Here is a 26,760-nt window from a genome sequence, read left to right on the forward strand (position 1 = left end):
GGAGTCCATCCGGCAGGGTCTTCGGCAAGGTCTTTGATGGACACGATTCTTGAAATGCGCGGCATCACGAAGACGTTTCCGGGGGTCAAGGCCCTGGACAACGTCAACCTGTCGGTCCGCGAGGGCGAGATCCATGCCCTGATCGGCGAGAACGGTGCCGGCAAGTCCACCCTGATGAAGGTGCTGAGCGGCGTCTACCCGCACGGCTCCTACAGCGGCGAGATCCGCTACCGTGGACAGGAGCAGGCGTTCCGCACCATCGCCGACAGCGAGCGGCTGGGCATCATCATCATCCACCAGGAACTGGCGCTGGTCCCGCTCCTGTCGATCACGGAAAACCTGTTTCTCGGCAATGAGCAAGGGCGCAAGGGCGTCATCGACTGGTCGGCCGCCACGGTCCGCGCGCGCGCGCTGCTGCGCACGGTCGGGCTGAACGAGTCGCCCGAGACGCTGATCACCGACATCGGCGTCGGCAAGCAGCAGCTCGTCGAGATCGCCAAGGCCCTGTCCAAGGAGGTGAAGCTCCTGATCCTGGACGAGCCGACCGCCAGCCTGAACGAGAGCGACAGCGACGCGTTGCTGAAGCTGCTTCTGGAGTTCAAGGCGCAGGGCATCTCCTCCATCCTCATCTCGCACAAGCTGAACGAGATCGCGAAGGTCGCCGACCGCGTCACCATCCTGCGCGACGGGACCACGGTGGAAACGCTGGACTGCCACGACGCGCCGATCAGCCAGGACCGCATCATCAAGGGCATGGTCGGGCGCGAGCTGTCGGACCGCTATCCCAAGCGGACCACGGTACCGGGCGAGGTCCTGTTCGAGGTCCGCAACTGGAACGCCGACCATCCCCTCCATGCCGGGCGCCGCATGGTGAAGGACGTGAACCTCACCGTCCGCCGGGGCGAGGTGGTCGGCATCGCCGGCCTCATGGGCGCCGGGCGCACGGAATTCGCGATGAGCCTGTTCGGCCGCTCCTACGGCCAGAACGTCCGCGGCCAGGCCTTCCTGGAAGGGCGGGAGATCGACGTCTCCACCATCCGCCGCGCCATGGGCAACGGGCTGGCCTACGCCACCGAGGACCGCAAGCATTACGGGCTCGTGCTCGAGAACGACATCCGCCACAACGTGACGCTGGCGAACCTCTCCGGCGTGGCGAGCCGGGGCGTCATCGACCATGAGCGCGAGATCCAGGTGGCGGAGGATTTCCGCCGCCGGCTGCGCATCCGCTGCTCCGGCATCTTCCAGGAGACGGTCAACCTGTCGGGCGGGAACCAGCAGAAGGTCGTGCTCAGCAAGTGGCTGTTCTCCGACCCGAAGGTCCTCATCCTCGACGAGCCGACCCGCGGCATCGACGTGGGTGCCAAGTACGAGATCTACACCATCATCAACCAGCTGGTGGCCGAGGGGCGCGGCGTGATCCTCATCTCCTCGGAGATGCCCGAGCTGCTGGGCATCGCCGACCGCATCTACGTGATGAACGAGGGCGCGCTCGTGGCCGAGATGCCCGCCGCCGAGGCCAGCCAGGAAAAGATCATGCGGGCGATCATGACGTCCGGGGAGACGCTGCAATGAGTGCCGAAATCAACCTGCCCGCCCCCGCGCCGCAGGGGTCGGTCGGAAAGTTCCTGAAGAGCCACATGCGCGACTACGGCATGCTGCTCTCGCTGGTCGCCATCGTGCTGTTCTTCCAGTACATGACGGACGGCACGCTGCTGCAGCCGCTGAACCTGACCAACCTCGTGCTCCAGAACAGCTACATCATCATCATGGCGCTGGGCATGCTGCTGGTGATCGTGGCGGGGCACATCGACCTGTCGGTCGGGTCCGTCGTCGGCTTCATCGGCGCGCTCGCGGCCATCCTGATGGTGCAGTACCAGCTGCACTTCATCCCCACGGCCATCCTCTGCCTGCTGGCCGGCGGCGCCATCGGGGCCGCCCAGGGCTATTGGGTGGCCTATTTCCGCATCCCGTCCTTCATCGTGACGCTGGCCGGCATGCTGGTCTTCCGCGGGCTGAGCCTGACCCTGCTGGAAGGCCGCTCCGTCGGCCCTTTCCCGGTCGAGTTCCAGCGCCTCAGCTCCGGCTTCATCCCCGACCTCTTCGGCACGGCCGGCTTCCACCTGACCACCTTCCTGCTCTGCGCCGGCGTGGCGCTGCTGCTGGTGGGCATGAACACCGCCGCCCGCCTGCGCCGCAGCCGCTTCGCCATCGAGCAGGAGCCGCTGGCCCTGTTCGCGGTGAAGAACCTCGGCCTCGCCGCGGCCCTGACCTACCTCGGCTATCTCATGGCCTCCTACAAGGGGTTGCCGAACGTCCTCATCATCATGAGCCTGCTGATCGCGCTGTACGGCTTCGTCACCCGCGACACGGTGGTCGGCCGCCGCATCTACGCGCTGGGCGGCAACGAGAAGGCGGCCAAGCTGTCGGGCATCGACACCCAGCGGCTCACCTTCTACACCTTCGTCAACATGGGGGTGCTGGCGGCACTCGCCGGGCTGATCTTCGCCGCCCGCCTGAACACGGCGACGCCCAAGGCCGGCGTGTCCTTCGAGCTGGACGTGATCGCCGCCTGCTTCATCGGCGGCGCCTCGGCGTCGGGCGGCGTCGGCCGCGTCACGGGTGCGGTGATCGGCGCCTTCATCATGGGCGTCATGAACAACGGCATGTCGATCATCGGCATCGGCATCGACTGGCAGCAGGTCATCAAGGGGCTGGTGCTGCTCGCCGCCGTCTTCCTCGACGTCTACAACAAGAACAAGGGCTGACGCGCGGCTCCGCCCGCTGCCGGCGCCTCCTGATACCGGGTTTGGAAAATTCCGACCTCCGAACCCGGTATAGGGCCGCGACTGCGGCCCCGCGCCCCATGGCGCGGAAGTCCTGACCACAGGTCAGGACTTCATGAAAATCGTATGACACGGGACAGAGCATGAGCATTCCCACCCTGGGCCTCGTCGGCGTCGGCAAGATCGCCCGCGACCAGCACCTGCCCTCCATCGCCGAAACCGGCACCTTCCGGCTGGCCGCCCTGGTCAGCCCGGAAGGGGGGGCGCTGGACGGCGTTCCGACCTTCCGCAGCCAGGCGGAGATGCTGGCCGCCCTGCCGGACCTCGACGCGGTGTCGATCTGCACCCCGCCGGGTGTGCGCCACGAGCTGGCCGCGCAGGCCTTGCGCGCCGGCAAGCACGTGCTGATCGAGAAGCCGCCCGCCGCCACCGTGTCCGAGCTGCACGACCTCGTGGAGGAGGCGCGGGCCGCCGGGCGGACCCTCTTCACCGCCTGGCATTCCCAGTTCAACGGGGCCGTGGACGCAGCAAAGGAGCGGCTGGCCGGCGCCCGCGTCCGCCGCGTGACGGTGGACTGGAAGGAGGATGTCCGGCGCTGGCATCCGGGACAGGAATGGATCTGGCAGGCCGGCGGCTTCGGCGTGTTCGATCCGGGCATCAACGCCCTGTCCATCCTGACCCGCATCCTGCCGGGCAAGCTCTTCGTCCGGGAGGCGGAGCTGCTCTTCCCGGAGAACCGGGACACGCCCATCGCCGTGACCCTCGCCATGAGCGGCGCCGCGGGTTCGTCCGTCGGTCCGGTGGAGGCGGTCTTCGACTTCCGGCAGGAGGGCGAGCAGACCTGGACCATCGCCATCGAGACCGACGACGGCACGCGGATGGAACTGACTCACGGCGGAACGCGTCTGTTCATCGACGGCGCCGCGGTGCTGGCCGAACCCGACACGGAATACCGCCGCATCTACCGCCGCTTCGGGAGGCTGGTCGAGGAGGGCGCCATGGATGTGGACGCGGCCCCGCTGCATCTCGTCGCCGACGCCTATTCGGTCGGCCGCCGCCGCGCGACCGCCGCCTTCCACTGGTAAGGAAAGGGAGCCCACGATGACCCGGAGCATCGACGCCACCTGCCTCTGGCCCGCCCGCGCGCTTCTCGGCGAGGGGCCGGTCTGGTCGCCGGCGCAAGGTGCCGTCCTTGCGGTGGACATCCGCGGGTCGCGCATCCTGCGCCTGTCGCTCGCGGACGGCGCCCGCGCGGAATGGCCGATGGAGGACGCGGCCTGCTGGCTGGTCGAGCGCGCGGACGGGGACGGCTTCATCGCCGGGCTGCGCTCGCGCCGGGTGGTCCATCTGCGGCTGGGAGAGGGGGCCGCCGAGATCGTCTCCGACCTCCTCCGGCTGGAGGAGGACAAGCCGGGCAACCGGCTGAACGACGCCAAGGCGGACGGCGCCGGGCGGATCTGGGCCGGCACGATGGACGATGCGGAAAGCGACGCCACGGGCTCGCTCTACCGCATCGGCCCGGACGGCGGCGTCACCCGCGCCGATACGGGCTACACGGTCGCCAACGGTCCGGCCCTGTCGCCCGACGGGCAGACCCTCTACCACACCGACAGCGCCGCCCGGACCATCTACGCCTTCGACCTCGCCGTTGACGGCGCCCTGGCGAACCGCCGCGTCCACATCCGCTTCGGCGAGGGCGACGGCTATCCCGACGGCATGACCTGCGACGCCGAGGGCGGGCTGTGGGTCGCGCATTGGGACGGCGGCCGGGTCAGCCGTTTCCTGCCCGATGGGACCCTGGACCGCACGGTCCGGCTGCCCGTCTCGCGCGTGACCTCCTGCGCCTTCGCCGGCCCGGATCTCGACCGGCTGGTCATCACCACCGCCGCCTTCGAGCGGCCCGATGAACCGCTGGCCGGCGGCCTCTTCGAATGCGTGCCGGGCGTGACCGGCCTGCCGCCCGCGCGGTTCGGCCTGGCGAACCGCGCCTGACGAACTGGGCCTGGTGCTTGGGCGGTTCGCCCTGGCGGACCGCCGCTGACATCCAAGCGGCTTTAGCGGCTCCTGGCCTTGCGGGCCGCGTAGCGGGCGTCGCGGGCGGCCTTGGCCTCGGCCTCCTGGGCAAGTTGGCGCGCGGCCTGGTCGGCGGCTTCCTGGGCCTCCAGCGCCTCGCGGGTGGCCCGCTCGGCTTCCTGGGCGGCCTGTTCGGCTTGCAGGGCCTGCTGTTCGGCGGCCTTGCGGGCGTCGCGCTCCGCTTTGCGCTCGGCCTCGCGGGCCTCGCGGGCGAGGCGGACGGCCCGCCGGGCTTCTTCCCGTTCCGCGAAGGCCGGATCGTTCACGCCGGGCTGCGCCTTGAATTTCTCGAGCAGAGCTTTCTTCGCGCTGGCGGCCGTGCTCAGCCGGTCGTTGAAGCCCGCGTTCTTGAAACCGTTCATGTCTGTCCATTTCGTGGCTTTGGCCATGCCTCCAGGGCCGGCCATATGCAAATCGGGCACGGAGGCCCTGGGCGGCGCTGCGGCGCTCCCGGGGTCCGGCACAGGAAGTCCGGCACAACAAAAAAGGGCGGCCGGAGCCGCCCTTCTTTCACCGAACCGGCAGCGCTCAGAGCGCGCGCAGGTTCTCGGCGGCCACCTTGCCGCGGCGCGGGTCGCGAACCGCGTCGAAGGAGAGCTTCTGCCCTTCGCCGAGGTTGCTGATGCCGGCGCGCTCGACGGCGGAGATGTGGACGAAGACGTCAGCCGTGCCGTCTTCCGGCTGGATGAAGCCGAAGCCCTTGGTGGCGTTGAAAAACTTTACGGTACCGATAGCCATTGGGTCATTCCCTTCCTGGCGTTGCCCCGCGACAGAATGTGGCGGGGCATCAAATTCACTTCGGGAAGAGACCCAGATCTTTTTCAAGGACCGGAACAGCAAAGCCCAGAGCAACGTCGACGGACCCAAACTGGGGCATGGCTTCCCGGCTTACAAGGAAAAACTCAACCTTCCGCCGGAATGACCGGCCGCCGATTGCGGGGAGTTCAGGATTTTCAGCGGAATTGCCCCCGATTGCTCTCGTGTGAAGCGCCGGAAAGGGGCCTATATAGGCTCATCCGGACGGGAGGTTTCGTGCGGCCCCCGCGTCTTCCGCATTGCGTCCGATACCAAATCCCGCCAATCTGGCCGCTTTCCGGCCGAGTAACAGAGTGTCGATGGTGAGCGAAGAGCAGAAGAACGTCACGGCGACGGTGAAGTGGTACAAGGCGGACAAGGGCTTCGGCTTCGTCCGCTTCGCGGATGGCAGCGGGGAGGCGTTCCTGCATTCATCGGTCCTCGCCCCGCTGGGGGAGGCCGCGCCGACCGAGGGCACGGTCCTCGTCTGCGACATCGTCGAGAACGCGAAGGGCCGCCAGGTGTCGGCCATCCATTCGGTCACGCCCGGCGCGCCGCCGGAACCCAAGCCCCGGCGGGAGCCCAAGCCGCGCCGGGTGCGCGGGGCCGACGGTCTGGACGGAGCCGGCGTACCCGTCCCCATGGGGGGCGAGGAGCCGCGGCCTCAGCGTGCCCCGCGCCGCGAGCAGCCGGTGCAGACCACCGAGCTTCTGCATGGCACGGTGCGCTGGTACAACCTCGACAGCCAGTCGGGCCTGATCGACCCCTGGGGCGATGAGGGCGGCGTCGGCGTCTATTTCGACCGCTCCCTGCTGCGCCAGTGCGGCCTCGAGGTGCTGGCCGACGGCGAGGACGTCCGCTTCGTCGCGCAATATGGGGACAACGGTCCCTACGCCGTGCGGATCGAGCTGGCGTGAGGCTTCGGCTGACCTGAACGACTGACCGGCCGGGAGGGGCGTTCCTCCCGGCCAGTCTCATGTCACGTCGCGTTCAGCTGTCATGCGAGTTTCATGAAGTCCTGACCCGTGGCCAGGACTTCCGCGCCATGGGGCGCGGGGCCGCAGTGGCGGCCCTGGACCGGGTTCGGAGGTCGGAATTTTCCGAACCCGGTATCACTTCGCGTTCAGGAACTCCGGCACGCGCAGCAGGATGAACTCGTTGTGGTCCTGCTTGCCGATCTCGCGGCCGGTGGAGTAGGGCAGGTTGTTGTCGTTGGCGACGATGATGTGCTCGGCGTCGACCACCGCCACGTCCTCGATGGTGACGAAGGGGAAGGTGAAGACCCCCTTGTCGGCACCCATGCGGGCGAGGCCCTTGAAGTCGCGGATGTCCATCAGGTCGATATGGCCGACCTTCTTCACGAAGCCTTCGGCGTCGGCCTGGGACAGGTCGATCTTGTAGACGCGCTTGAACTTGGCCGGGGCATTGAAGCAGTCGGGCTTCGCCTCGCCCGCGCAGGCCTTGTCCGGCGCGCCCTCGCCGTTGTCGCGCTCGACGATCAGGCCGGTCGAGGCGTCGATCATGTTGAAGTCGCCGATGTTGTTGCCGTTGACCTCCAGCAGGTACTTCCAGCTGCGGCCGGTGTATTCCCCCTTGGCGGTATCGAACTCGGCGATGCGCAGATATTCGCGGCCGTCCTTGGTCTCCCAGCCGCCGGCCTCGGCGTTCCAGAGCGGACCCTCGAACAGCGGGTAGAGCGTCTTGCCGTCGGGCGAGGCCGCCATGCCCTCGAAGCCGCGCGAGCGCCGCACCTCGAAGCTCACCGCCGACGGGGTTGCCGGGGCCGACACGGCGTGGTGGTCGGGCGAGCGGACCGTCTTGCCGGCGAGCTTCGTCTCATGCACCGCCAGCACCTTGCCGCCGCGGTCGGTCACCAGGATGTAGGGGCCGAACTCGTCGCCGAAATAGAGCCGGTCGCCGACCGGCTGGACGCTTTCGATGTCGAAGTCGGCACCGGTCAGGTAGCGCTCCGGCGTGCCCTCCATCGTGATCGGGAAGGTGATCTTCCGGTCCGGATCACGCAGGAAGATCGTCTCGTTCAGCGCGACCTTGCCGGTCTTCCAGTCGGGCGTGACGCGGTGGGCCATCAGCATCGCGTCGGCCGAATTGCCTTTCGAGCCGAAGCCGTTGTCGGTGAGCACGAGATACTCCCCGTTGCCCAGCGGCTTGATGCCCGAGAAGCCCTGCACCGGCTGGCCCTGGAAGGGCAGCTTCACGCCGGTCGCGCGTGGCGCCTTGGGGTCCGACAGGAAGGAGGTGCCCTCGACCGATCCCAGCGTGTCGATGCGCCGGCGGTCGGCGGCGGTGAACTTGCCGGAGGTCTTCAGCACCTCCGGCGCGTCGGCCGGGGCCGGAACGAAGGTCAGCGCGTCGAGAAAGGCGTGGCCGGCCAGCTCCGCCGGGAACTTGGCGTCGGCGGCCAGGGCCGGTGCCGCGGCACCCAGCGCGACGGCGGCGAAACCGGCCAGGCAAAGGCTGCGGAAGGTCATCGGGGTCTCCCTGTCAGGATTGGTCCGGTCCTGCTTAGTGAGACTTCGTGACGCCCGCGTTGCGGCTTCGTGATCCTTTTTGCTCGGCGCGCTCCGTCACGCGAAGAAGCTGTCGCCGCGCAGGGACTTCTGGAAGCGGATCGCCTCGTTCCGGTCGGCGAAGGTGGCGAGGCAGCGGTGATAGTCGTCCATCGAGCCGTCGTGATTCTCGACGGACTCGACGGACTCCTCCTCGATCGCCCGGACGCTCCAGCCCTCGTCGCGCAGGGCCTCGGCGATGGCCTCCTCGGAGAGCGGCTTCTCGTTGCCTTCCAGCCGGCGGACGAAGACGAAATTCACTTTCAAGGCACGGTTTCCCTTCTCATCCGAAGTGGATCGCTACATCACCCGGTTCCGCGCGATGACCTCGCGGTAAAAGGCGGCGCTCAGCTTCGGGGTGCGTTTCTGGGTGGCGAAATCGACATGGTGCAGGCCGAAGCGGCTTTCATAGCCCTCGGCCCATTCGAAATTGTCCATCAGGCTCCACAGGAAATAGCCGCGCACCGGCACGCCCTCGGCGGTCGCGCGCTGCAGCTGCGTCAGGTAGCTGCGCAGGTACATGACGCGGTCGGTGTCGTAGACGGTGCCGTCGGGCGCCGGCTGGTCGGCGGCGGAGCAGCCGTTCTCGGTGACGTGGATCTCCTTTGCGCCCCAGATCCTGGACAGGTGGCGCGGTCCCCAATACATCGCCTCCGGCCCGACCCGCAGCCAGTCCAGCTCCATCTTCGGGTGCGTGCGGGAGAAGGGGACCTCGGCGAAGCCCGGCGGCCCGTCGATGGCGCGGACGTAGCGGGTGGGGACGTAGATGTTGACGCCCACGAAATCGACCGGGCTGGCGATGATGGCCAGCTCCTCGGCCGTGAATTTCGGGGCGTCGGCCCCGGCCGCGGCGAGGAAGCCGTTGGTGTAGAGCCCCTCCATCATCACGGTCATGTAGCCGGCGTTGGTCTCGCGCGTCGCCAGCTCCGCCGCGCGTATGTGCTCCGGCGTCTCGATGACGGGCACGCAGATCGAGATGTTCTCGGCCGGCCCGACCCGCGTGCCGGCCCGTGCCGCCGCCCGGATGGCCTGCACGCCGAGGCCATGCGCGAGCACCGCGTGGTGGCGGGCCTGGTTCACGCGGGCCGGCGGAAGCTTGAGGCCCGGCGCGTGGATGCCCAGCGCGTAGCCCAGCTCGATGAAGGCCGCCATTTCGTTGAGCGTGAAGAAGCGGCCCACCCGGTCGCTCAGCCGTGCCGCGGTGTAGCCCGCGTAATCGGCGAAGGCCCGGGGCGTGTCCGGCGATTCCCAGCCGCCACGGTCCTGGAGCGCCTGCGGCAGGTCCCAGTGGTAGAGGGTCGGAATGGGCTCGATGCCGTTGGCGAGCAGCTCGTCCACCAGACGGCTGTAGAAATCCAGCCCCTTCGGGTTCGGGGCGCCCGTGCCCTGCGGGAAGACGCGCGGCCAGGCGATGGAGAAGCGGTAGGCCCGCACCCCCAGCGCCTTCATCAGCTGCACGTCCTCCTTGAAGCGGTGGTAATGGTCGTTCGCGACATCGCCGGTGTGGTTGCTCCGGATCTTGCCGGGCGTGTGGGAGAAGCTGTCCCAGACGGACGGGCCGCGCCCGTCCTCGTTCACCGCCCCCTCGATCTGGTAGGAGGAGGTCGCCGTTCCCCAGAGGAATCCCTCCGGGAAGTCCCGCGCGGTCCGGTCGCGGGACGTGCTGTCCGGCTGGGCGCCCGCCGTGCCCGCCGCCGCGCCGAGGGCCGCCAGGCCGGCAACCGTTCCCAGGCTGCGTCGCGTGATCCGTGCGGCCATGGCCGGTCCTCCCTTCTGTTCGCCGTCCGGTCGGAGGGCATCGTCGCGGCCCGATCCTACCGTTCCGGGCGGCCGGCGCAAGCGGCGGGCTGCCCGGCTCCGGCCCTTACGCCGCCTCGCCCAGCAGATACTCGGCGAGCGTGCGCGCGCAGGCCTCGATTCCGTCCGGCAGCACCAGCTCGTAGCCGTGGGTGTTCTCGGTCGGGATGGCGATGCAGCCGGCCCGTGCCGATGACCCGGATCCCAGGACCGCGCTGGCGTCCGACACGAAGCCCGGCATCAGCGCCGGCTGCGGGGCGAGACCGCAGCGTTCCGCCGCGCGCAGCAGCCCGTCCGACACGGACTTGCTGTAATAGCCCTTTTCGTCCCCCATCAGGACGATGGGATCGGCGCTCAGCACCGTGTCGTATTCCGCGGCGATGGGGCCGACCTCCACGGCGATGCAGACCTCGCCCGGGAGCGTCCGCGCGGCGTACTGGGCGCCCGCGTTGGTTTCCTCCTCCTTCGTCGTGAAGACGAACAGCGCGTCGCGCGTCAGCTCCCCGCGCCGGGCCGCCACCAGCGCCGCCGCCTTCAGCGTCGCCAGGATGGGGGCGCGGTCGTCGAGGAAATGGGCGGCGATGCCGTCGCCCACGCGGAAGGGCCGCCGCCAGTGCCGGCTCAGCACCACCCGCGTGCCGGCCCGCACGCCGAGCGCAAGAAGCTCGTCCTTGGCGCGGCGGGTGATCACATGGACCTCGTGCCATTTCAGGTCGCCGCGCAGCAGGTCGGCGGATTGCGGCGTCTCCCCGGTGCCGTGCATCGTGCCGAAGGAGAGGACGCCCGGAAGGATCTCCCCGCCCATGATGTCCACCGGGCACATGCCGAAATTCACGGGAAAGGCGCCGCCCAGCGCGACGACACGGAGGCTGCCGTCCGGTTCGATCCGCTTGACCACCATCGCGATCTCGTCCTGGTGCGCCATGACGCGGACCGCTCGGCGCTCGGCCTCGGCCGGCGCCGCCGCCCCGGCGCGGACAAGCCCGACGACGTTGTCGGCCTCGTCGGTCCAGACCGTGTCGCAGCAGCGCTCCAGCTCCCGCCGGCAGATGGCGCGCACCTCCTCCTCCTGCCCGCCGGGGCCGCGGGCGAGCAGCAGTTCCTCCAGGAGCGCGAAATCCTCGGCTGACGTCATGGTGCCTTCATCCCTGTGCCTCGAACCATGGGGCCGGCCTGCGGCCGGAAGCAGCCAACTGGGGTGCCGGCGGCGATGGTCAAGCGCGGGTCCGCGGGCACGATATTCATGCGCTGGCAATTGGCGCGGAGCCAGGCATCGACAATGCGTCTGAAGGGCATTTTCCCGCCTCCCTGCCGCAGGAGACCTGCCGCGACCGGAACCAACCGAACTCCAACGTTGCGGTCACTACTAACGCAGGTATATATGCGGATATGTTCTACCAATTGGCGCGTCCCATCGTATGTCGAGCGACTCTCCCAATCCCGAACCCATCACTGCCACTGCCACCGACACGGCGGGCAACGACTACGACTCCATGCCTAAGGAGCTGCTCGTCCGGCTTCTGAGGCGCCGCGACTCCGATCCGGGCCGGCGCCTCGGTCTGGTGTGGGAGCGCAACGAGCTGGACCATGAAGACTCCCTGGTCGGCCTTCTTCCCACAATGACGGTCGATCCTTCGCTGTGCCTGGGTGCCGCTCCCTACGACGACCTCATCATCGAGGGAGACAATTTCGAAGCGTTGAAGCTTCTGGCGATGACCCATGCCGGACGGGTGCGCTGCATCTACATCGATCCGCCCTACAACACCGGGACCCGCGATTTCGTCTACAAGGACCGCTACATCGACCCGAACCACCGGTTCCGCCAGTCCACCTGGCTGGAGTTCCTGTACCGGCGGCTCCTGCTGGCGCGCCGGCTGCTATCGGACGACGGGGTGATCCTGGTGTCCATCAATGATGACAATCGAGCCCGCCTGGAATTGCTGATGGATCAGGTGTTCGACGGCATGCGCGTGGGCTCCCTGGTCTGGCGCAGCCGCATCGGCGGCAACGAAGGCGGGCGCGCCTTCCTGTCCGTGGATCACGAGCATGTGCTGGTCTATGCCGGGCCGAACTTCCGTTTCGGGGGACGCGAGAAGAGCTTCGCCATGTATTCGAACCCGGACGATGACGAGCGCGGTGACTGGCGGCGGGACAATCTCGTCACCAACGTCAAATACACCGACAAACGGGCTGGCAATGCCTTCTATCCGCTGCACGACCCGGTGACGGACACTTGGTATCCGTGCAACCCGAACGCAGTGTGGCGCTACGCCAGCCGCAGCCGTCTGCGCCCCGGACAGCGCCTGAAGACCAAGACGATGGAAGAGTTCGTCGCCGAAGGGAAGGTGCTGTTCCCGAAGGGGGAACGGGTGGCAGTTTGGGAGACCAGGGACGCCCTGCTGGCCGCCATCGATGCCGGCGACGTCCCGCACGCCGGCGGCATGCCGCTGCTGCGGCGCGACCTGCCGGACCTGGACTTCTGGATCGGTCGCAAGGTCGGCTGGGGAACCCCCGCCTTCAAACGGCACAAGCGTGACCTGCGGCACGCCACCCAGCCACTGTCGAGCTGGATCCGTGCGGCGGCCGAACGGTCCGCGGCGACCGACGCCGAGCGCACGGAATTGACCAGCGCCTTCACTGACGAAGGCGGAAAGACCCTGCAGCGCCTGTTCGGCGACAAGGTGTTCAACTACCCGAAGCCACCCTCCCTGCTCACCGAGTTGATCCGGCAATCGACGGAGCCCGGCGATCTCGTCGTGGATTTCTTCGCCGGAAGCGCCACCACGGCCCAGGCGGTCCTCTCCTGCAACCAGGAGGACGAGGGTGGCCGGCGCTTCATCATGGTCTCCCATCCGGAATTGGGCGTGCAGCCGTCGGAGCGGAACTTGTGCCGCGACGTGCTGCGCGAGCGCATCCGGCTTTCCGCGGAGGCCATGGGAGCCACGGTGAACTGCGCTTATGTGAGAACCGCGACGCTCGACAGCGACCGCATCCTGTTCCGGCTCGACGACACGGAGGCCCTGGCGGCGGCGCTTCTTTTCGAAAACATGCCGCTGGTCCATGCCGACCATCCGGAGCGCGGCGTCATCGTCTCGGCCGGCGGCCGGCATGTCGCCTACGAACGCCGGGCCGATGCGGCCTTCCGCGCGAGGCTGGCCTCGCTGCCGAAGAACGAGCCCCTGGTTCTCTACAGCTGGACGCCGGCGCGCTGGGAGGGCGCGCTCGACCGCGATGCCGGCGTGGTCAATCTTCCCGCCGTTCTGATCGACCGCCTGAGGGGACTGGAGCCATGACCGCCGTTCTGAAGACATTCCAGCGCAAGATCGTCGACGGCATGGCGGCGCTCATCGCCGACGCGGCGGAGCGGGCCGACGCCGCGCCCGGCCACCGCCGGCAGGTGGCCGCCGATCTCGGCCTGATCCTCCTGGCGGCCCCGACCGGGAGCGGCAAGACGCTGATGGTCGGATCGGTGCTCGACAAGGTCAGCGCCGCCAACCGCATCGTGTGGTTCTGGTTCGCGCCCTTCGCGCCGCTCATCGACCAGTCACGGCTCAGCATCCTGACGCATCATTCGGCCCTGAAGCCGCGCGCGCTCGCCACCGACCGCAATCTCGACAGCACGCGGGCGGGAGACGTCTTCCTCACCACCTGGGCGGCCGTCGCCGTCCGCGCCCGCGACGCACGCCAGGCGCGCAGCCGGACGGAAACCATGCCCGGTGCCGACGAGTTGATCGAGGCGCTGCGTCAGCGCGGGTTCAAGATCGGCTGCGTCGTGGACGAGGCGCACCACAGCTTCCACCTTCAGGCCGAGGCCGGGCGGTTCTTCCGCGAGGTGGTGCGGCCGGACATCACGATCCTGGCGACGGCCACGCCGGACGACACCAGCATCGCCTCGCTGGGCGCGGCGCTCGGCCACCGCAATCCTCCCCGTGTCTTCGCCGCGTCCCGCGAGGAGGCGGTGAGTGCCCGCCTCAACAAGGGAGCGTTGCGCGTGGTCACCTTCCTGGTCTCGCGCCCGGAAGAGCGGTTCGTCGATATTCGCGAGGCGGCACTGTATGCCGGCTGGCTGGAGCACCAGCGGGTCAAGGAGGATCTCGCGACCGTCGGCGCGGCGGTCACGCCGCTGCTCCTCGTCCAGGTGGATGGGGACGACGGGGTGGACATCGCCCGCGAAGCGTTGCGGCGGTTTGGCCTGCCCTCCAGGGCCATCGCCGTCCACACCGCGCGCGAACCCGACCCCGACGTCGTCGCCATGGCCGCCGACACGACCAAGGAGGCGCTCATCTTCAAGGTGGCGGTGGCTCTTGGCTTCGACGCGCCCCGTGCCTTCACCCTGGTGTCGTTGCGCAGCGCGCAGGACCCCGATTTCGGCACGCAGATCATCGGACGGCTGATGCGCGTCGCCCGCCCTCTGCAAGCCGTGCCTCTGGACGGCGAAGGAGCGCTGGGCGACGCCGCCCGCCGCCTGGACGAGGCGCATGTCTTCCTGGCCAACCCGGAGATGCAGGGCGGTCTGCTGGCCGCGGCCGACCGGCTGAAGGCATTGCGCAGCGAGATCTCGCCGCTCGCCGGCCGCCTGCGCATCGTGGCCGTGGGGGAGGGCGGCCGGGAGATGCGCACCCTCGCGCCCGATGGGCAGCTCAGCCTGCTGGAGCCGCCGCCGGACGACTCCCCGGCCGGACCAGAAGCGCCGGACGGACCGCGCGCGGAGGGGCAGTCACCGCAACCGGCTTACGGGCTTCCGCTTGCCGGTGGCAGCGGTGCCCGCCCGCTGGTCGTGGACCGGTATGTTCGTACCGCCATCGGCGCCCGCACCGTGCCGGCTGCTTTTGCTCTTCATCGTTACCCGCTGCGCGGACCGGAACCCTTCCCGCGCCGTTTCCGGCGTGAGGAGCTGCCCCAGGACATGGACGCGTTGGTGGCCGGCATAGCCGCCCGCGTGCGGTTCGACGGCGAGGCGCTCGCGGTTTTTCAGAAGCGGCAGGTGGCTGTCGGCATGCGCTCCCGGGAAGTGTTCGGCGACGAGATCATGCAGCAGATGCTGCAGGTTCCCATCACCCGCCGGAAGGTCGCTGCGCAGGCGCAGCAACTCCTGCTGTTCAACCGCTCCATCGATCCGGGGGAACTCGCGCGTGCGCTGCTGGGCGAACTGGAGCGTCAGCTTACAGCCCGGGGCATCCCGGTGAACGGGCCGGAAGAGCTGGAGATGGGTCTCAACCTGATCCTCACCCGCTTTCCGGATGCCCTGCGCACCGCGCAGCGGCAATGCCTTGCGGAGCAGGCAGCGGTGGTCCAGACGGCGGAATTGCCGGAGGAGATCATATCGCCGACACCCCTGGATCCAGCCATGCTGAACCTTTATCGGGTGTTTCCGGGCAGCATGAACGGCTGGGAACGGCGCTTCGCCGAACTGATCGACAATGACGTCACCGACACCGTACGCTGGTGGCATCGCAACCTGCCGCACCGTCCGGAATCGGTGTCCATCGTTATGGAATCGGGGGAATGCTACTTCCCGGATTTCATTGTCGGTGTGAACGGCCGTCCCACGCCCGACAACATCGGGCTTGCCGAGACGAAGCGGGATTTCCAGTCGGTCAACGCCCGGATGAAGAACCGCAGCCGGCATCGCGAGTACGGACAGGCGCTGATGCTGTTCCTCGACGACGGAACCGGGGAGTTCATGGTGGTCGAACAGGTGCTTCGCGCCATCAACCAGCCAAGCCGCGTGTTCGAGATGATCGATCTCGTCCGGGCATAAGCGCCGCCGGCGTGGCGTGCGGGGGACACGCCCGCACGCCACGCTTGCAGGGTTCGGAAGCCAAGCCTCAGGGCTGCATCAGCATGTTGGACACGGTGCGGCGCAGGAAGGGCAGGCGCGCGCCGGCGCGCAGCACCAGGTGGCGGGCGAGCCGGGCGGGCGGGCGTTCGTCGGTGTAGAGGCCGACGATCAGGTTGGTCGCCGCGTAGAGCGGCGCCGTCACCAGCCGGTGCGCCGTCTCGTAGCGGCGCAGCAGCCCGTGTGAGCCGATGTCGGCCCGGCGCCGCGCCGCCATGCCGACGAGCCCCGCCAGCTCCGCGGCGCCCTGAAGCCCGAGGTTGAAGCCGTGCGCGGTGACCGGGTGCATGCCGACCGCCGCGTCGCCGATCAGCGCCGCCCGCCCGGCCGCGAAATGGTGCGCGTAGGTGGTCGCCAGCGGATAGACGTGCGGCTTGCCGGCCACCGTCATGGCGCCGAGCCGCCCGTCGTAGCGCCGGGTCAGTTCCGCGCCCAGTGCTTCCGGGGCGAGCGCCGCCAGCCGTTCGATGTCGGCTGCGGGCAGGGTCAGCACGGCCGAGGACAGGCGTCCGTTGAGCGGCAGCATCGCGATCGTCTGGTCATGGTCGAACCATTCGGTCGCGACCCCGCCATGGTCGCCTTCATGCGCGACGCGGCAGACCAGCATGGACCGGCCCAGCCGGTTCACCTGGGCACCGATGCCGAGCTGCTCGCGCACCCTGGAGAAGCGGGAATCCGCCGCGACCAGCAGGCGTGCTTCGATCTGCCGTCCGTCTTCGAGCCTCGCCGTCGCGCGCGTGCGGTCCGTCCGGACCTCGGCGATGCCGGTGCCCGCGATCAGGGTCAGCCCTTCCTGGCCGCTCACGGTCTCGAACAGCGCGCGCCGGATGCGGTTGTTCGGAACGAGATGGCCGAGCTGGTCGCCGGCCGCTTCGCTCGCGAAGGAGAGCGCGAAGCCGGAGCGGCCGTTGAGCACGCGCGCCTCGCGGAGCGGGGCGATGTCGTCCCTGCCGATCCGGTCCCAGGCGCCAAGCCCTTTCAGGATGCTCATCGACCGGTGGGTCAGCGCGATCTCGCGCCCGTCGGCTGGTGGCTGGGCCAGCACCTCCAGCGGCTGCCGTTCGACCAGCGCGATCCGCAGGCGGTGCTCCGCCAGCGCAGCCGCGAAGGCCAGTCCCGCCGGGCCGCCGCCCACGATCATGACATCGAACATGCAAACTCTTCCCATCGAACCCACCCCGGCCCCAGCGGCCGGCGGCACCCCTCGCGCAGAGGTGAATACTCCCCGCCCGTGCCGAAGGGAATTTGGTTCTCTCGGGTTCCGGCGCAATGCCGCGCAAGGGTGATATCCGCGCCTTCCGGGGAGAACGGAAGCGCCTAGCGACCAGGGCGACCGTCGCCTGCCAAATGCTCGAACAGGCTCCGCCCTTGGGGCGTCAATTCCTGTTCTCCACGGACGCAGACCGACAGCCGGCGTGTGGCCCATCCTTCGGAAAGCCGGATCACGGCAAGCCGGCACGACCGCTTCCAGCGACGCGCCGCCGTTTCCGGAACGATGCCGATGCCCACCCCTTCGCCCGCCATCCGGCAGACGCCGTCGAAGCCACGTACCTTCACACGGATCTTCAGCGTTCCCCCGATCCTCGCGGCCTGCATGTCCAGGTGATCCTGCAGGGCGCCGCCCGCGAGGCCGATGAAAGGCTGGCCCGTCACGTCGGAGAACCGGACCCGCGGCGTCGCGGCCAGGGGATGCTCGCGCGCCGTCACGACGACCAGCCGGTCGGTCGCGAAAGGGCGCAGGATCAGGCCCTCGGTTTCCGCCGCGTCCGACAGAATGCCGATGTCGGCGAAGCCGGCCAGGACGCTTCTGGCGATGTCGCTGCTCTGCCGCTCCTTCAGATCGAGGTCGACCTGCGGGTGCGACGCCATCCAGCCCGCCAGCCGCTCGGGCAGGAATTCGGTGATGGCGGCCGTGTTCGCGAGCAGGCGGATGGTGACGCGAAACCCCTTCGCATGTTCGCCCAGCTCCCCGCGCAGCCGCGCCATCTGGTGCAGGATGAGGCGCGCGTGGTGGGCGAGCGCCTCGCCGGCGGCGGTCGGCCTGACTCCGCGCCGGCCACGCTCCAGCAGCGTGATCCCGCCGGCCGCCTCCATGTCCTGCAGCCTCTCGCTGGCGGCGGACAGCGAAAGGCCGGCGTCCGCCGCGCCATGGGTGATGCTGCCGGCATCCACCACGGCCAGGAACAGGCGGAGATCCGTGAGATCGAAGCGCATGCCGCGACGATAGCGGACAAGGAGCCTTCGGGCCAGCCGAAGGCACGCTGCGGCACATCCGCATTGCGCCCGCCGCCCCATCGCTTATCCAGGAGCCATGATCGAACTCTCGATACCCCTTGTCGCCGCGACGGCCGCGACCTTCTTCGCCGCCGGAATCGTCAAGGGCGTCACCGGCATGGGACTGCCGACGGTGGCTATGGGCGTGCTCGGGGCGCTCATCTCGCCGCTCGCCGCCGCGAGCCTGCTGATCGTTCCGTCCTTCGTGACCAACCTCTGGCAGCTTCTGGCAGGCCCAGGCTTCGGCTGCCTCCTTCGCAGGCTCTGGCCGATGATGCTCGCCATTGCCGTGGGAACGGCGCTCGGCTCCTCCTGGCTCGCCGGCGGCGACACGCGCTCGGCCACCCTCGCGCTGGGCGCCGCGCTGCTCGTCTATTCGGGCTACGCGCTCCTTGCGCGTCCGCTCAGCGTGCCGCAGCGGCTGGAGCCATGGCTGTCGCCGGTCATCGGCCTGACGACGGGCATGGTCACCGGCGGCACCGGCGTGTTCGTCATTCCCGCCGTGCCCTACCTGCAGGCGCTTGGGCTCGGCAAGGACGAGCTGGTGCAGGCGCTGGGCCTGTCCTTCACGGTATCGACCGTGGCACTGGCGGCCGGGCTCGGCGCACGGGGCATGTTCCAGCCCGACACTCTCGCGCTGTCCGCCCTTGCCGTCCTTCCGGCACTTGCCGGGATGTGGGCGGGCCGGGCGATCCGCGACAGGATCAGCCCTCCGCTGTTCCGCCGCGGGCTGCTCATCTGTCTGTTGCTGCTGGGGGCGGAGATGATTCTCCGGTCACTTCCTTGAGAGTGATGAGCAGGTCCGGAACACCGGCCCAGCGCCGGCGGACCGGCGGCGTCCCGCTCCGGGACGGCCGTCCTCGTCCAATCGGGCCAACTGGCTGCCCCGCTCCGCCGCCTGGAGCGAGTGACAAAGCTGCGGGATGGAGGCGGAACCGGGGGCTCCGCGAGTGATTGGGCCGTAAGAGCGGTTCTTTTCTTACTTGCGGGTGCTGTCATGCCGTATCCCCTGAAACTCTTCCTCCTGACCGTCGGCAGTGTCGTTGGGGTGTTTGGCGGGCTTGCTCTCCTTCTTGCGCTGATCGCAGCCACCAACAGCCGTGTCTCGGCCTATGTGGTTGAAAAGGCCGCCACCTTCGCGTTCGGACGCGACATCGCCGTCGAAGAGGTGCTCGTGCTCGAATGGGGCAACCCAATGACCATCGAGGTGACGGGATTGGCCGTCGGCAATGCTGACTGGGCGGAGGAGCCTGCGATCCTTACGGCTGAGCGCCTTGAGCTCGCCGTGGCCGCCAGCGGTGCATTCCCGCCTTCCTTCGAACTCCCGCGTCTGACGGTGGAGGGTCCGGCGGTCTTTCTGGCGGTGAACCAGCAGGGGCAGGCGAACTGGAAAGGATCGGCGGCGGATTCCGCGGGGCGATCGGACGGGCGGGCGCATCTGCTCGGGCTCGAGGAGTTCCATCTCCTGAACGGAAGGCTGGTTTACCGGGATGCGAACTCCGGCCTCATGCCGATGGTGCGTTTGAACGCGCTGACCGCGAAGGCTTCAGGCGCGGATCAGCCCATCATTTTCGAAGGCGATGGTCAGCTTCTCACGGATGGAGCGCGTTCTAAGGCCGCGGATATCCGTTTCAACGGGGAGGCCGGATCCCTGCAGCAGCTGCGCTCGGGCATGATGCCTCTCCGCCTGGACGCCTCCGTCGGGAGTGCGCACGCCGACGTCAGGGGCCGGATCACGGACCTGTTCGGCGAGGCGTCGGTGGACTTCCGGGTAAACGCCGAGGGGAAGAACCTGCAACCGCTGCTCGCTCTCGCCGGCGTGTCGGTCGGCTCCACGCCCCCCTTCCGCACCGAAGCGCATCTCGCCTACGAGAGGGCACGGTGGATGCTGGGTGATGTGAGGGCGCGGCTCGGAGACACCGAACTGAATGGAACCCTCACGCTGGACACCGTCGGGCCAAAGCCGAAGATCGCCGGCGACCTGGTTGCCAAGCTTCTGGCCTCGGGCCAGCTGCGCAACATAGGCCAAGGTGCTGAACAGGGTGGTGCTGAACAGAAGGCTGATGGGCAGGCGCGGGCTGGTGACGCCAAGGGCTTGCCATTCGAACTGCTCGAGGCGGCGAATGCCGAACTCACGCTCCACGCCGAACAGATCCAGGATCCGGCTCTACCGCTCCGGAGCGCCAGTGCGTCGGTGACACTCCAGGATGGAGCCTTGCGGATCGACCCGGTGAAGGTGGAGATGGCCGGTGGCGACGCAACGGGCAGTCTGCGGGTCGATGCGACGGCGGTGCCCCCGGTGCTGACCCTGAAAGCGGAGGGGAAGGGGCTTCCGGTGGACCTGCTGCCGGCCATTGCCGGCTCCGTCGACGGTGATGTGAAGGGAACGGTCGATCTTCGCAGTGAGGGCGAGACGGTCTCGGCTCTTTTTTCCAATCTGACGGGAAACCTGCGGGCGCAGGTCGATGGCCATGTCCAGGAGCAACCGCTGCATCTCGAACTGAGCGCGGAGAGCGCCGGGAGCGCCGCTCCCGTACCGGTGAGGCTGACCGGGACGATCGGAAGCGCGTCTCTTCAGGCAACCGGCGATGCACAGCTCCGCGGACCGGGCGCGCGCCTCGTGCTGGACATGAGCAGCAGCGGGCCGGAGGTGGGGGCTTTGCTGGCCGTCGCCGGCATCGATCATCCGCCGGAAACGCCGTCCTACATGATCGAGGGGGGCATCAGATACGCGGACAAGAATCTACGGCTTTCCGACCTCCGGGCACGCCTCGGCGACGTCCGTCTCAACGGAACGGCATCGGCGGATCTGTCCGGCACCATCCCGATGGTCCGGGCCGACCTGTCCATTCCCAAGCTTTCCTGGCAGGGCATCGAGCGGAGCGTGGCAGAGTCATCGAGTGCCGCGTCATCGGCAAGCGGCGGCCCATCCCGGGAGCAGGCCATTCCACCGTCCAGCCTTCCCTTCCATCTCCTGAGATCAGCGGACGCCGAGGTGACCATCGACATCGCGGAAACGGTCGGCGTGGCTTTCCCGGTGGGCGCCGTGCGGCTGGACGCGCATCTCCGGGATGGAAAACTGCGCCTGGAGCCGTTGCGCGTCGACATGGCGGGGGGGAGCATCGGCGGGACGGTGACAGCCGACGGGAAGGCCTCCCCGCCGACGGTCGGCGCCAGCCTCGACCTTGACGCCATCAGCATGGATGCGGTGATGGCCGCCATGGAGGTGTCCAAGCGCGTGAAGGGCCGGGTCAACGGCACCGTCGCCCTGCAATCGGCTGGAACGACCTTGCAGGCCCATTCGGAAACCCTCGATGGCCGCGTGCGGGTTTACGTGACGGACGGACAGTTCAGCACAAGGCTCATAGACGCCATGGCCGCGAACATCGGTGAGGCCTTCAGCTTTCTGTTCACCGAGGGAGAGGTCAGGCCAGTGGATTGCATCGTCGGCCGTTTCGACGTCGAGAACGGGACTGTCGATCCGGAAACGATGGTGTTCGTCACGGAGGACATGGTTCTGCGCGGAAGTGGCCGTGTCGACCTCGCGGAGGAGCGGATCGATCTGACCCTGACCCCCCGTCCCAAGGAACGTCATCTGCTGGACATAACCGTGCCTGTCAAAGCCACCGGCTCCCTGGCCGACCCGAAATTCGATATAGGCGTGACTCTCTGGTCCAAACTCGCCAAGGAACGGGTCTGCGAGCGGACCCTTTCCGGCCAGGATGAAAGCCAGGCGCAGCGGTAGAGGTGGTGGGGCATGAGGCCGATGGCGGCCAGGGTGACCATGGTTTCGGACAGCTCTCGGCCAAACCAGCCGAGCCTCCTTCCGACCGCCCATCGCCGTGGCAAGACGATGAAGCCGCTCCGGCAATCCGGCGCACGATGAAAAGTGACTGGTCGAGCAGAGGGCAGAACCGAAAGCTGATCGTAGATGCGACCGGCGACGACGCAACGGTCGGCCGCTGTAGGGAGTTGAAGCAGCGTGCGGGGGGCCGGTCCACGGAAGAGCCCGCCAGCGTCGATGCAACGACCATGACCGGGTGGCGGATCCTTGATGAATCTCGTGCGGCACTACTGGAGATCCGTCCGCGCAAGCCTGTGGTTCGTGCCGGTTCTGATGGGGGCCGCGGCGGTCCTGTTCGCCATCGCCATGCTGAGGTGGGGCCTCGGGCTTCCGGACGATGAAACGACCTTCTGGCTGCTCTACGCCGGAGACACCGACAACGCGCGTGAACTCCTGTCGACCCTGCTGTCCGGCATGGTCACGATGTTCTCCCTGGTCGTCTCCATCACCATGGTAGTGCTCACGCTCGCGGCGGGGCAGATCGGGCCCAGGCTGATCCACACCTTCATCCAGGACCGGCAGACCCAGTTCGTCCTCGGGCTGTTCCTGGCCGACATCATGTATCTGCTGGTGGTCTTCCGGACCATCGACGGCGAGCGGGTCGACAGCGTCCCGCATCTGGCCGTGACCGGCGGGACGGTGTTGACGGCGCTCTGCCTGTTCGTCCTGCTGTTCTACATCCACAAGCTCGCGCGTTCGATCATCTATGAGTCGGTCATCCGCGACGTCGCGGCCGGCCTGCGGCGGAGAAGCCGGCACCTGCTCCCGGAAGGCAAGGAAAGTCCGCCTCCTCCCGCGCTCGGGGACGATTGCGCCTGGATCGCGCTGGGGACCGACGGTTATGTCCAGGACATCAACTTCGCCACGCTCGTCTCCTGCGCGCGGAGGGCCGGGGCCGTGATCCGGGTCGAGGTGCGGCCAGGGCACTATCTCCTGCGGCGCGGCGAGCATGTCGCCGTGCATCCGGCCCGGGCCTGCAACGATGAACTCGCCGACGGGATACGCGGGGCGTTCCTGCTGGGGTCCGAACGCACGCCGACCCAGGATCTCGAATTCGGCATCCGCCAGATGGTCGAGATGGCGACGCGGGCTCTCTCGCCGGGCATCAACGACGTCTTCACCGCGGTCGCCGTCATCGACAGCCTTTCATCCTCGCTCGGCTTCATCTTCGAGCGGGGGCTGGAACCGTCCGCCCTGTGCGACGAGGAGGGCGAGGTGCGCGTCGTCCGGGCCGTTTCCGACCATGAGGGCATCGTCGGCGTGGCCTTCGACCAGATACGGCATGCGGGACGCGGCAATCCGGCGATCCTCATCCGCCTGACCGACGCCATCGCGCGGCTTGCCCCCTACGCCACCAGCGACGCCCTGCGCGCGCCGCTGGTCGAACAGCTCGACATGGTCATGGCCGATGGCGAAAAGACCCTGGCGACACCGCGCGAGCGGACGATCCTGAGGGAACGCCACGCGGACGCGCGCCGGCGGCTTTCCGGGTAGCGGTCAATCCTCGCTGGGTTGCCGCCCGTCCTGGTGGGGAACCGGAATCGCCTCCGCCTTGCGGATGAGCCATTGGAAAAGCGCTAAACCGACGAACATGAGCACGTCCACGGCGAGCAGGACGGCGACGTCGATCAGGCTTCCCTTTCCTTCGGTCCGCACCTCGAAGACGAAGACCAGGCTCTCCAGGCTGAGGGCGATGATGATGGTCGTCAGGAACTTGTTCAGCGTGCGCCGCGCCTCGTCGGTCCGGTGGAGCTGCCGGTTCCGGATGACCGCCTCCTCGACCAGGTATTTCGCGATTTCGAGCGTCGCGATCCCAAGAACGATGAGGCCGATGGCCTTGAGCATTCCGCGTATGGCCGGCTGGCTCTCGAAGGACAGCAGGCCCGCCGCCGCGATATGGAGCGCCAGTCCCAGGAGGGTCACGGTCAGGACCATCAGGGCCAAGGCGGCGGCGACGTACAGAACCCTCGACAGCTTGGCAAAGAGATGGTCCATCGGGTCCTTTCCCGTCCGGGGCCGTGCCGGAGCCGTGAATGAAGCCTTCCGGCGCGTCAGGGACCGCGCCCGCGCCGCCGGCGTGCCCGGACATGCAGCGCGATGTCGATCACCCCGCCGACGAACAGCCCGGCGAGCGTGACCCACACCAGCGCGGCGACCGTTCTCCGGAGATCCGGCTCCACGGTGGCAAGCCCGATGACGGCAAGGACGCGCAGCAGACCCAGGGCGAAGCTGGCGATCCCGAGCGCCCGGGCGAAGTTCCATTTGATCGGTGCCGCGGAAGCCATGCGAGGGTCAGCCGCCCTCCGGCAGGGCGTAGGCGATGACGGCGTCTCCCGCCTTGGTGCCCAGCGAGCCGTGGCCGCCCGCCACGACCAGGAGGATCTGCCGCCCGCTCGGCGCGCGGTAGGTCATCGGGGTCGCCTGCCCGCCGGCGGGCAGGCGGCTCTCCCAGAGCTGCTCTCCGGTCGCCACGTCGTAGCCCCGCACGAAGTAATCCAGGGTGCCGCTGATGAAGGCCACGCCGCCGGCCGTCATGACGGGGCCGCCGAGATCCGGCACGCCCATCTTGAAGGGAAGGGGGACCGGCGCCTGGTCGCGCACGGTTCCGTTGCGGTGCTGCCAGACGACGTCCCCGGTCATCAGGTCCGCACCCGCCACATAGCCCCAGGGCGGCGCGGTGCAGGGCAGGCCGAGCGGCGACACGAAGGGGTGGAGGTCGACCGCGAAGGGCGCGCCGTAATTCTCGTTCAGGCCGGGCTCTCCGTTCGAGACGTAGTTCTTCGTCGCGTTCTCCCGGGGGATGAGCCTCGACACGAAGGGCAGGTAGGCCGGCGTCGCGAAGACCATCTGGCGGACCGGGTCGACGGCGACGCCGCCCCAGTTGAAGACGCCGAAATTGCCGGGATGCACGAGCGTCCCCTGTTCGGAAGGCGGGGTGTACATCCCCTCGTAGCGCAGAGACCGGAACCGGATCCGGCACACCAGCTGGTCGAACAGGGTCGCGCCCCACATGTCGCGCCCTTCCAGCGGACGCGGAGGCCGGAAGGTGAGGGAGGACACCGGCTGCGTCGGCGCGGCATGGTCGCCGGCCGCCGCCCCCTGCGGCGCCGGCTGTTCCCCGACGGGCAGGATGGGCTCTCCGGTGCGCCGGTCCAGCACATAGATGTCGCCCTGCTTGGTCGGCACCACGATGGCGGGCCTGGGGCCTTGCGGGGTGACGAGTTCCAGCAGGCTCGGCTGTGCCGGAACGTCCATGTCCCACAGGTCGTGGTGGACGGTCTGGAAGACCCAGCGGAGCTGTCCGGTGGCGAGGTCCAGCGCCACCACCGAGCTGGAGAAGCGTTCGGCCTGCGGCGAGCGGTTGCCGCCCCACTGGTCCGGCGGATGGTTGCCCATGGGCACATAGACCATTCCCAGCGCCTCGTCGACGCTGAGGATGGACCAGCTGTTCGGCGAGTTTTCCGTGTAGGTCCGGTTCGGCGCGATCGGCGCCGTTTCGTCCGGGTTGCCGGAATCCCAGTTCCAGACCAGGGCCCCGGTTTCCGCGTCGTAGGCGCGGATGACGCCGGAGGGTTCGTTGGTGGAGACGTTGTCGTTGACCGCGCCGCCGACGATGACGAGGCCGAGGCCGTCAGCGACCGCCGGCGGGGAGGTCGAATAGTAGAAGCCCTCCTTGTGGTGGGGCATGTTCCGCCACAGGTCGACGGTGCCCTCCTCCCCGAAGCCCGGGCAGGGCCGGCCGGTGCGGGCGTCGAGGGCGATCAGCCGCGCGTCGGCCGTCGGCATGAAGATCCGCCGCGGGCAGAGCGCGCCCTCGGCCGGGCTCGCGGACTCATGATAGGAGACACCGCGGCAGGTCAGATGCTGGCGGTTGGTTTCGTCCGGCACATGCGGGTCGAAGCGCCAGCGCTCCTCGCCGGTCTCGGCGTTCAGCGCGATCACGTGGTTGTGCGGCGTGCAGAGATACAGGGTGTCGTCGATCTTGAGCGGCGTGACCTCGTAGGTGGTCTCCAGCGGATCGTCCGGCCGTCTCACGTCGTCGGTGTGATAGGTCCAGATCGGTTCCAGCCGGTGGACGTTCTCCCTGTTGATCTGGTCGAGCGGCGAATAGCGGTCGCCGAAGGCGGAGCGCCCGTAGGCGCGCCAGTCGCCGGCCGGCTGGCCGCCGTAGCCGTCGGAAAGGGCCGCCGTGCGCTCGGGGATGCGGCCCTCGCGGTCGTGCGGGTCGGACATGACCGCCACCAGCGCCACCGCACCGGCGGCAAGGATCGCGACGGCCAGGGGCGCCGCTGCGGCCTTCCGGGACGCGGGCCAGGAGGCGGGCCTTCCTTGCGGACCGGCTTGTGTCAGCGGCCGCGTGACCCAGGGAAGTAGAAGCCACAGGCCGATTACGACGATCACGGCGCCGCGCGGGGCGAGCTGCCACCAGTCGAAGCCCACTTCCCACAGCGCCCAGACCATCGTGCCGAGAACGACGGCCGCATGGACCCAGAGCGACAGGCTGCGCCGTGCCGCCAGGAGCAGGCCTGTAGCCAGGAATCCCGCGGCGCAGAGCGCATAATACCAGCTTCCGCCAAGGACGATCAGCCAAACGCCGCCAACGCCGAGGGCAATTCCCAGAGCTGTGATGATGTATCCGGATATCACTGCCACCATCGCCGGCCTCCGCCTGTTCTTGTGCAAATGCGTGCTTTCCTCGGGCGCCGCCCGAAAGCCTTCCACCGCCCTCGTGAAGATCCTTCCTGAATCCCGGCCTGAATCCCGGCGACTCATCCAGGACTGCGCAGT

21 protein-coding genes are annotated in these 26,760 nt (G+C 68.5%); 10 read left to right on the plus strand and 11 right to left on the minus strand.

The window, feature by feature from the left end; translation table 11 throughout:
- Positions 1-36 precede the first annotated feature (36 nt).
- From mmsA to JUB11_RS18105, 4 genes are all read left to right on the plus strand, one after another.
- A complete protein-coding gene (gene mmsA, locus JUB11_RS18090; RefSeq protein WP_282189094.1) occupies positions 37-1,572 on the plus strand; it encodes a multiple monosaccharide ABC transporter ATP-binding protein in 1,536 nt (511 codons plus the stop codon).
- On the plus strand, positions 1,569-2,765 hold the full coding sequence (gene mmsB, locus JUB11_RS18095) for a multiple monosaccharide ABC transporter permease (protein WP_207459980.1): 1,197 nt from the start codon (positions 1,569-1,571) through the stop codon (positions 2,763-2,765). Before mmsA ends, mmsB begins: the two co-directional genes overlap by 4 nt.
- A gap of 161 nt (positions 2,766-2,926) precedes the next feature.
- Positions 2,927-3,868, plus strand: a complete 942-nt coding sequence (locus JUB11_RS18100) for a Gfo/Idh/MocA family oxidoreductase (protein WP_207459981.1) — start codon at positions 2,927-2,929, stop codon at positions 3,866-3,868.
- A 16-nt stretch (positions 3,869-3,884) separates the two neighbouring features.
- Positions 3,885-4,775: an SMP-30/gluconolactonase/LRE family protein gene (locus JUB11_RS18105; RefSeq protein WP_207459982.1), complete on the plus strand. Its 891-nt coding sequence runs from the start codon at positions 3,885-3,887 to the stop codon at positions 4,773-4,775.
- Positions 4,776-4,837: 62 nt separating this feature from the next.
- Here the strand turns inward: JUB11_RS18105 and JUB11_RS18110 are convergent, their stop codons facing one another.
- Both JUB11_RS18110 and JUB11_RS18115 read right to left on the minus strand, forming a co-directional pair.
- Positions 4,838-5,218, minus strand: a complete 381-nt coding sequence (locus JUB11_RS18110; RefSeq protein WP_207459983.1) for a DUF6481 family protein — start codon at positions 5,216-5,218, stop codon at positions 4,838-4,840.
- A 166-nt stretch (positions 5,219-5,384) separates the two neighbouring features.
- Positions 5,385-5,594 (minus strand): cold-shock protein, encoded by a 210-nt coding sequence (locus tag JUB11_RS18115; RefSeq protein WP_109106773.1) that lies wholly within the window; start codon positions 5,592-5,594, stop codon positions 5,385-5,387.
- Between the two features lie 377 nt (positions 5,595-5,971).
- Between JUB11_RS18115 and JUB11_RS18120 the strand changes: the two genes are divergently transcribed.
- On the plus strand, positions 5,972-6,568 hold the full coding sequence (locus tag JUB11_RS18120; RefSeq protein WP_211112563.1) for a cold shock domain-containing protein: 597 nt from the start codon (positions 5,972-5,974) through the stop codon (positions 6,566-6,568).
- A gap of 195 nt (positions 6,569-6,763) precedes the next feature.
- Here JUB11_RS18120 and JUB11_RS18125 read toward each other — a convergent pair whose 3' ends face one another.
- The 4 genes from JUB11_RS18125 to JUB11_RS18140 all read right to left on the minus strand — a co-directional run bounded on the left by JUB11_RS18125 (position 6,764) and on the right by JUB11_RS18140 (position 11,150).
- Positions 6,764-8,140 carry an esterase-like activity of phytase family protein gene (locus JUB11_RS18125; protein ID WP_207459984.1) on the minus strand — a complete coding sequence of 459 codons (1,377 nt, stop codon included), beginning with the start codon at positions 8,138-8,140 and terminating at the stop codon, positions 6,764-6,766.
- A gap of 96 nt (positions 8,141-8,236) precedes the next feature.
- On the minus strand, positions 8,237-8,485 hold the full coding sequence (locus JUB11_RS18130) for a hypothetical protein (protein WP_207459985.1): 249 nt from the start codon (positions 8,483-8,485) through the stop codon (positions 8,237-8,239).
- A 33-nt stretch (positions 8,486-8,518) separates the two neighbouring features.
- The gene (locus JUB11_RS18135) at positions 8,519-9,976 is read right to left on the minus strand and encodes a GH1 family beta-glucosidase (RefSeq protein WP_207459986.1); all 1,458 of its coding nucleotides are present in this window, start codon (positions 9,974-9,976) and stop codon (positions 8,519-8,521) included.
- Between the two features lie 106 nt (positions 9,977-10,082).
- Complete coding sequence (locus tag JUB11_RS18140) at positions 10,083-11,150, minus strand: hypothetical protein (protein WP_207459987.1); 1,068 nt, start codon at positions 11,148-11,150, stop codon at positions 10,083-10,085.
- A gap of 283 nt (positions 11,151-11,433) precedes the next feature.
- Between JUB11_RS18140 and JUB11_RS18145 the strand changes: the two genes are divergently transcribed.
- Both JUB11_RS18145 and JUB11_RS18150 read left to right on the plus strand, forming a co-directional pair.
- A complete protein-coding gene (locus JUB11_RS18145; protein WP_207459988.1) occupies positions 11,434-13,308 on the plus strand; it encodes a site-specific DNA-methyltransferase in 1,875 nt (624 codons plus the stop codon).
- Positions 13,305-15,776, plus strand: coding sequence for a DEAD/DEAH box helicase family protein (locus JUB11_RS18150; protein ID WP_207459989.1), 2,472 nt, complete (start codon positions 13,305-13,307; stop codon positions 15,774-15,776). The genes JUB11_RS18145 and JUB11_RS18150 overlap by 4 nt, the downstream gene beginning before the upstream one ends.
- Before the next feature lie 67 nt (positions 15,777-15,843).
- Here the strand turns inward: JUB11_RS18150 and ubiM are convergent, their stop codons facing one another.
- Both ubiM and JUB11_RS18160 read right to left on the minus strand, forming a co-directional pair.
- Positions 15,844-17,007 carry a 5-demethoxyubiquinol-8 5-hydroxylase UbiM gene (gene ubiM, locus JUB11_RS18155; protein WP_247887148.1) on the minus strand — a complete coding sequence of 388 codons (1,164 nt, stop codon included), beginning with the start codon at positions 17,005-17,007 and terminating at the stop codon, positions 15,844-15,846.
- A gap of 164 nt (positions 17,008-17,171) precedes the next feature.
- Entirely contained in the window at positions 17,172-18,068 is an 897-nt protein-coding gene (locus JUB11_RS18160; protein WP_207459991.1) for a LysR family transcriptional regulator, read from the minus strand.
- 97 nt (positions 18,069-18,165) lie between these two features.
- Between JUB11_RS18160 and JUB11_RS18165 the strand changes: the two genes are divergently transcribed.
- From JUB11_RS18165 to JUB11_RS18175, 3 genes are all read left to right on the plus strand, one after another.
- Positions 18,166-18,915, plus strand: coding sequence for a sulfite exporter TauE/SafE family protein (locus JUB11_RS18165; protein ID WP_207459992.1), 750 nt, complete (start codon positions 18,166-18,168; stop codon positions 18,913-18,915).
- A 210-nt stretch (positions 18,916-19,125) separates the two neighbouring features.
- Positions 19,126-21,873: an AsmA family protein gene (locus JUB11_RS18170; protein WP_207459993.1), complete on the plus strand. Its 2,748-nt coding sequence runs from the start codon at positions 19,126-19,128 to the stop codon at positions 21,871-21,873.
- A gap of 309 nt (positions 21,874-22,182) precedes the next feature.
- Positions 22,183-23,466: a DUF2254 domain-containing protein gene (locus tag JUB11_RS18175; protein ID WP_207459994.1), complete on the plus strand. Its 1,284-nt coding sequence runs from the start codon at positions 22,183-22,185 to the stop codon at positions 23,464-23,466.
- Between the two features lie 3 nt (positions 23,467-23,469).
- On the opposite strand, the gene JUB11_RS18180 is transcribed toward JUB11_RS18175, so the two are convergent.
- From JUB11_RS18180 to JUB11_RS18190, 3 genes are read right to left on the minus strand one after another with little or no spacing between them, the layout of a single operon-like run.
- Positions 23,470-23,967: a hypothetical protein gene (locus JUB11_RS18180; RefSeq protein WP_207459995.1), complete on the minus strand. Its 498-nt coding sequence runs from the start codon at positions 23,965-23,967 to the stop codon at positions 23,470-23,472.
- Between the two features lie 56 nt (positions 23,968-24,023).
- Positions 24,024-24,257, minus strand: a complete 234-nt coding sequence (locus JUB11_RS18185) for a hypothetical protein (RefSeq protein ID WP_207459996.1) — start codon at positions 24,255-24,257, stop codon at positions 24,024-24,026.
- A 7-nt stretch (positions 24,258-24,264) separates the two neighbouring features.
- Entirely contained in the window at positions 24,265-26,628 is a 2,364-nt protein-coding gene (locus JUB11_RS18190) for a glucose/quinate/shikimate family membrane-bound PQQ-dependent dehydrogenase (protein ID WP_207459997.1), read from the minus strand.
- Positions 26,629-26,760: the final 132 nt, after the last annotated feature.

Source organism: Azospirillum sp. SYSU D00513, from assembly GCF_017356015.1.
Taxonomy (GTDB): domain Bacteria; phylum Pseudomonadota; class Alphaproteobacteria; order Azospirillales; family Azospirillaceae; genus Azospirillum.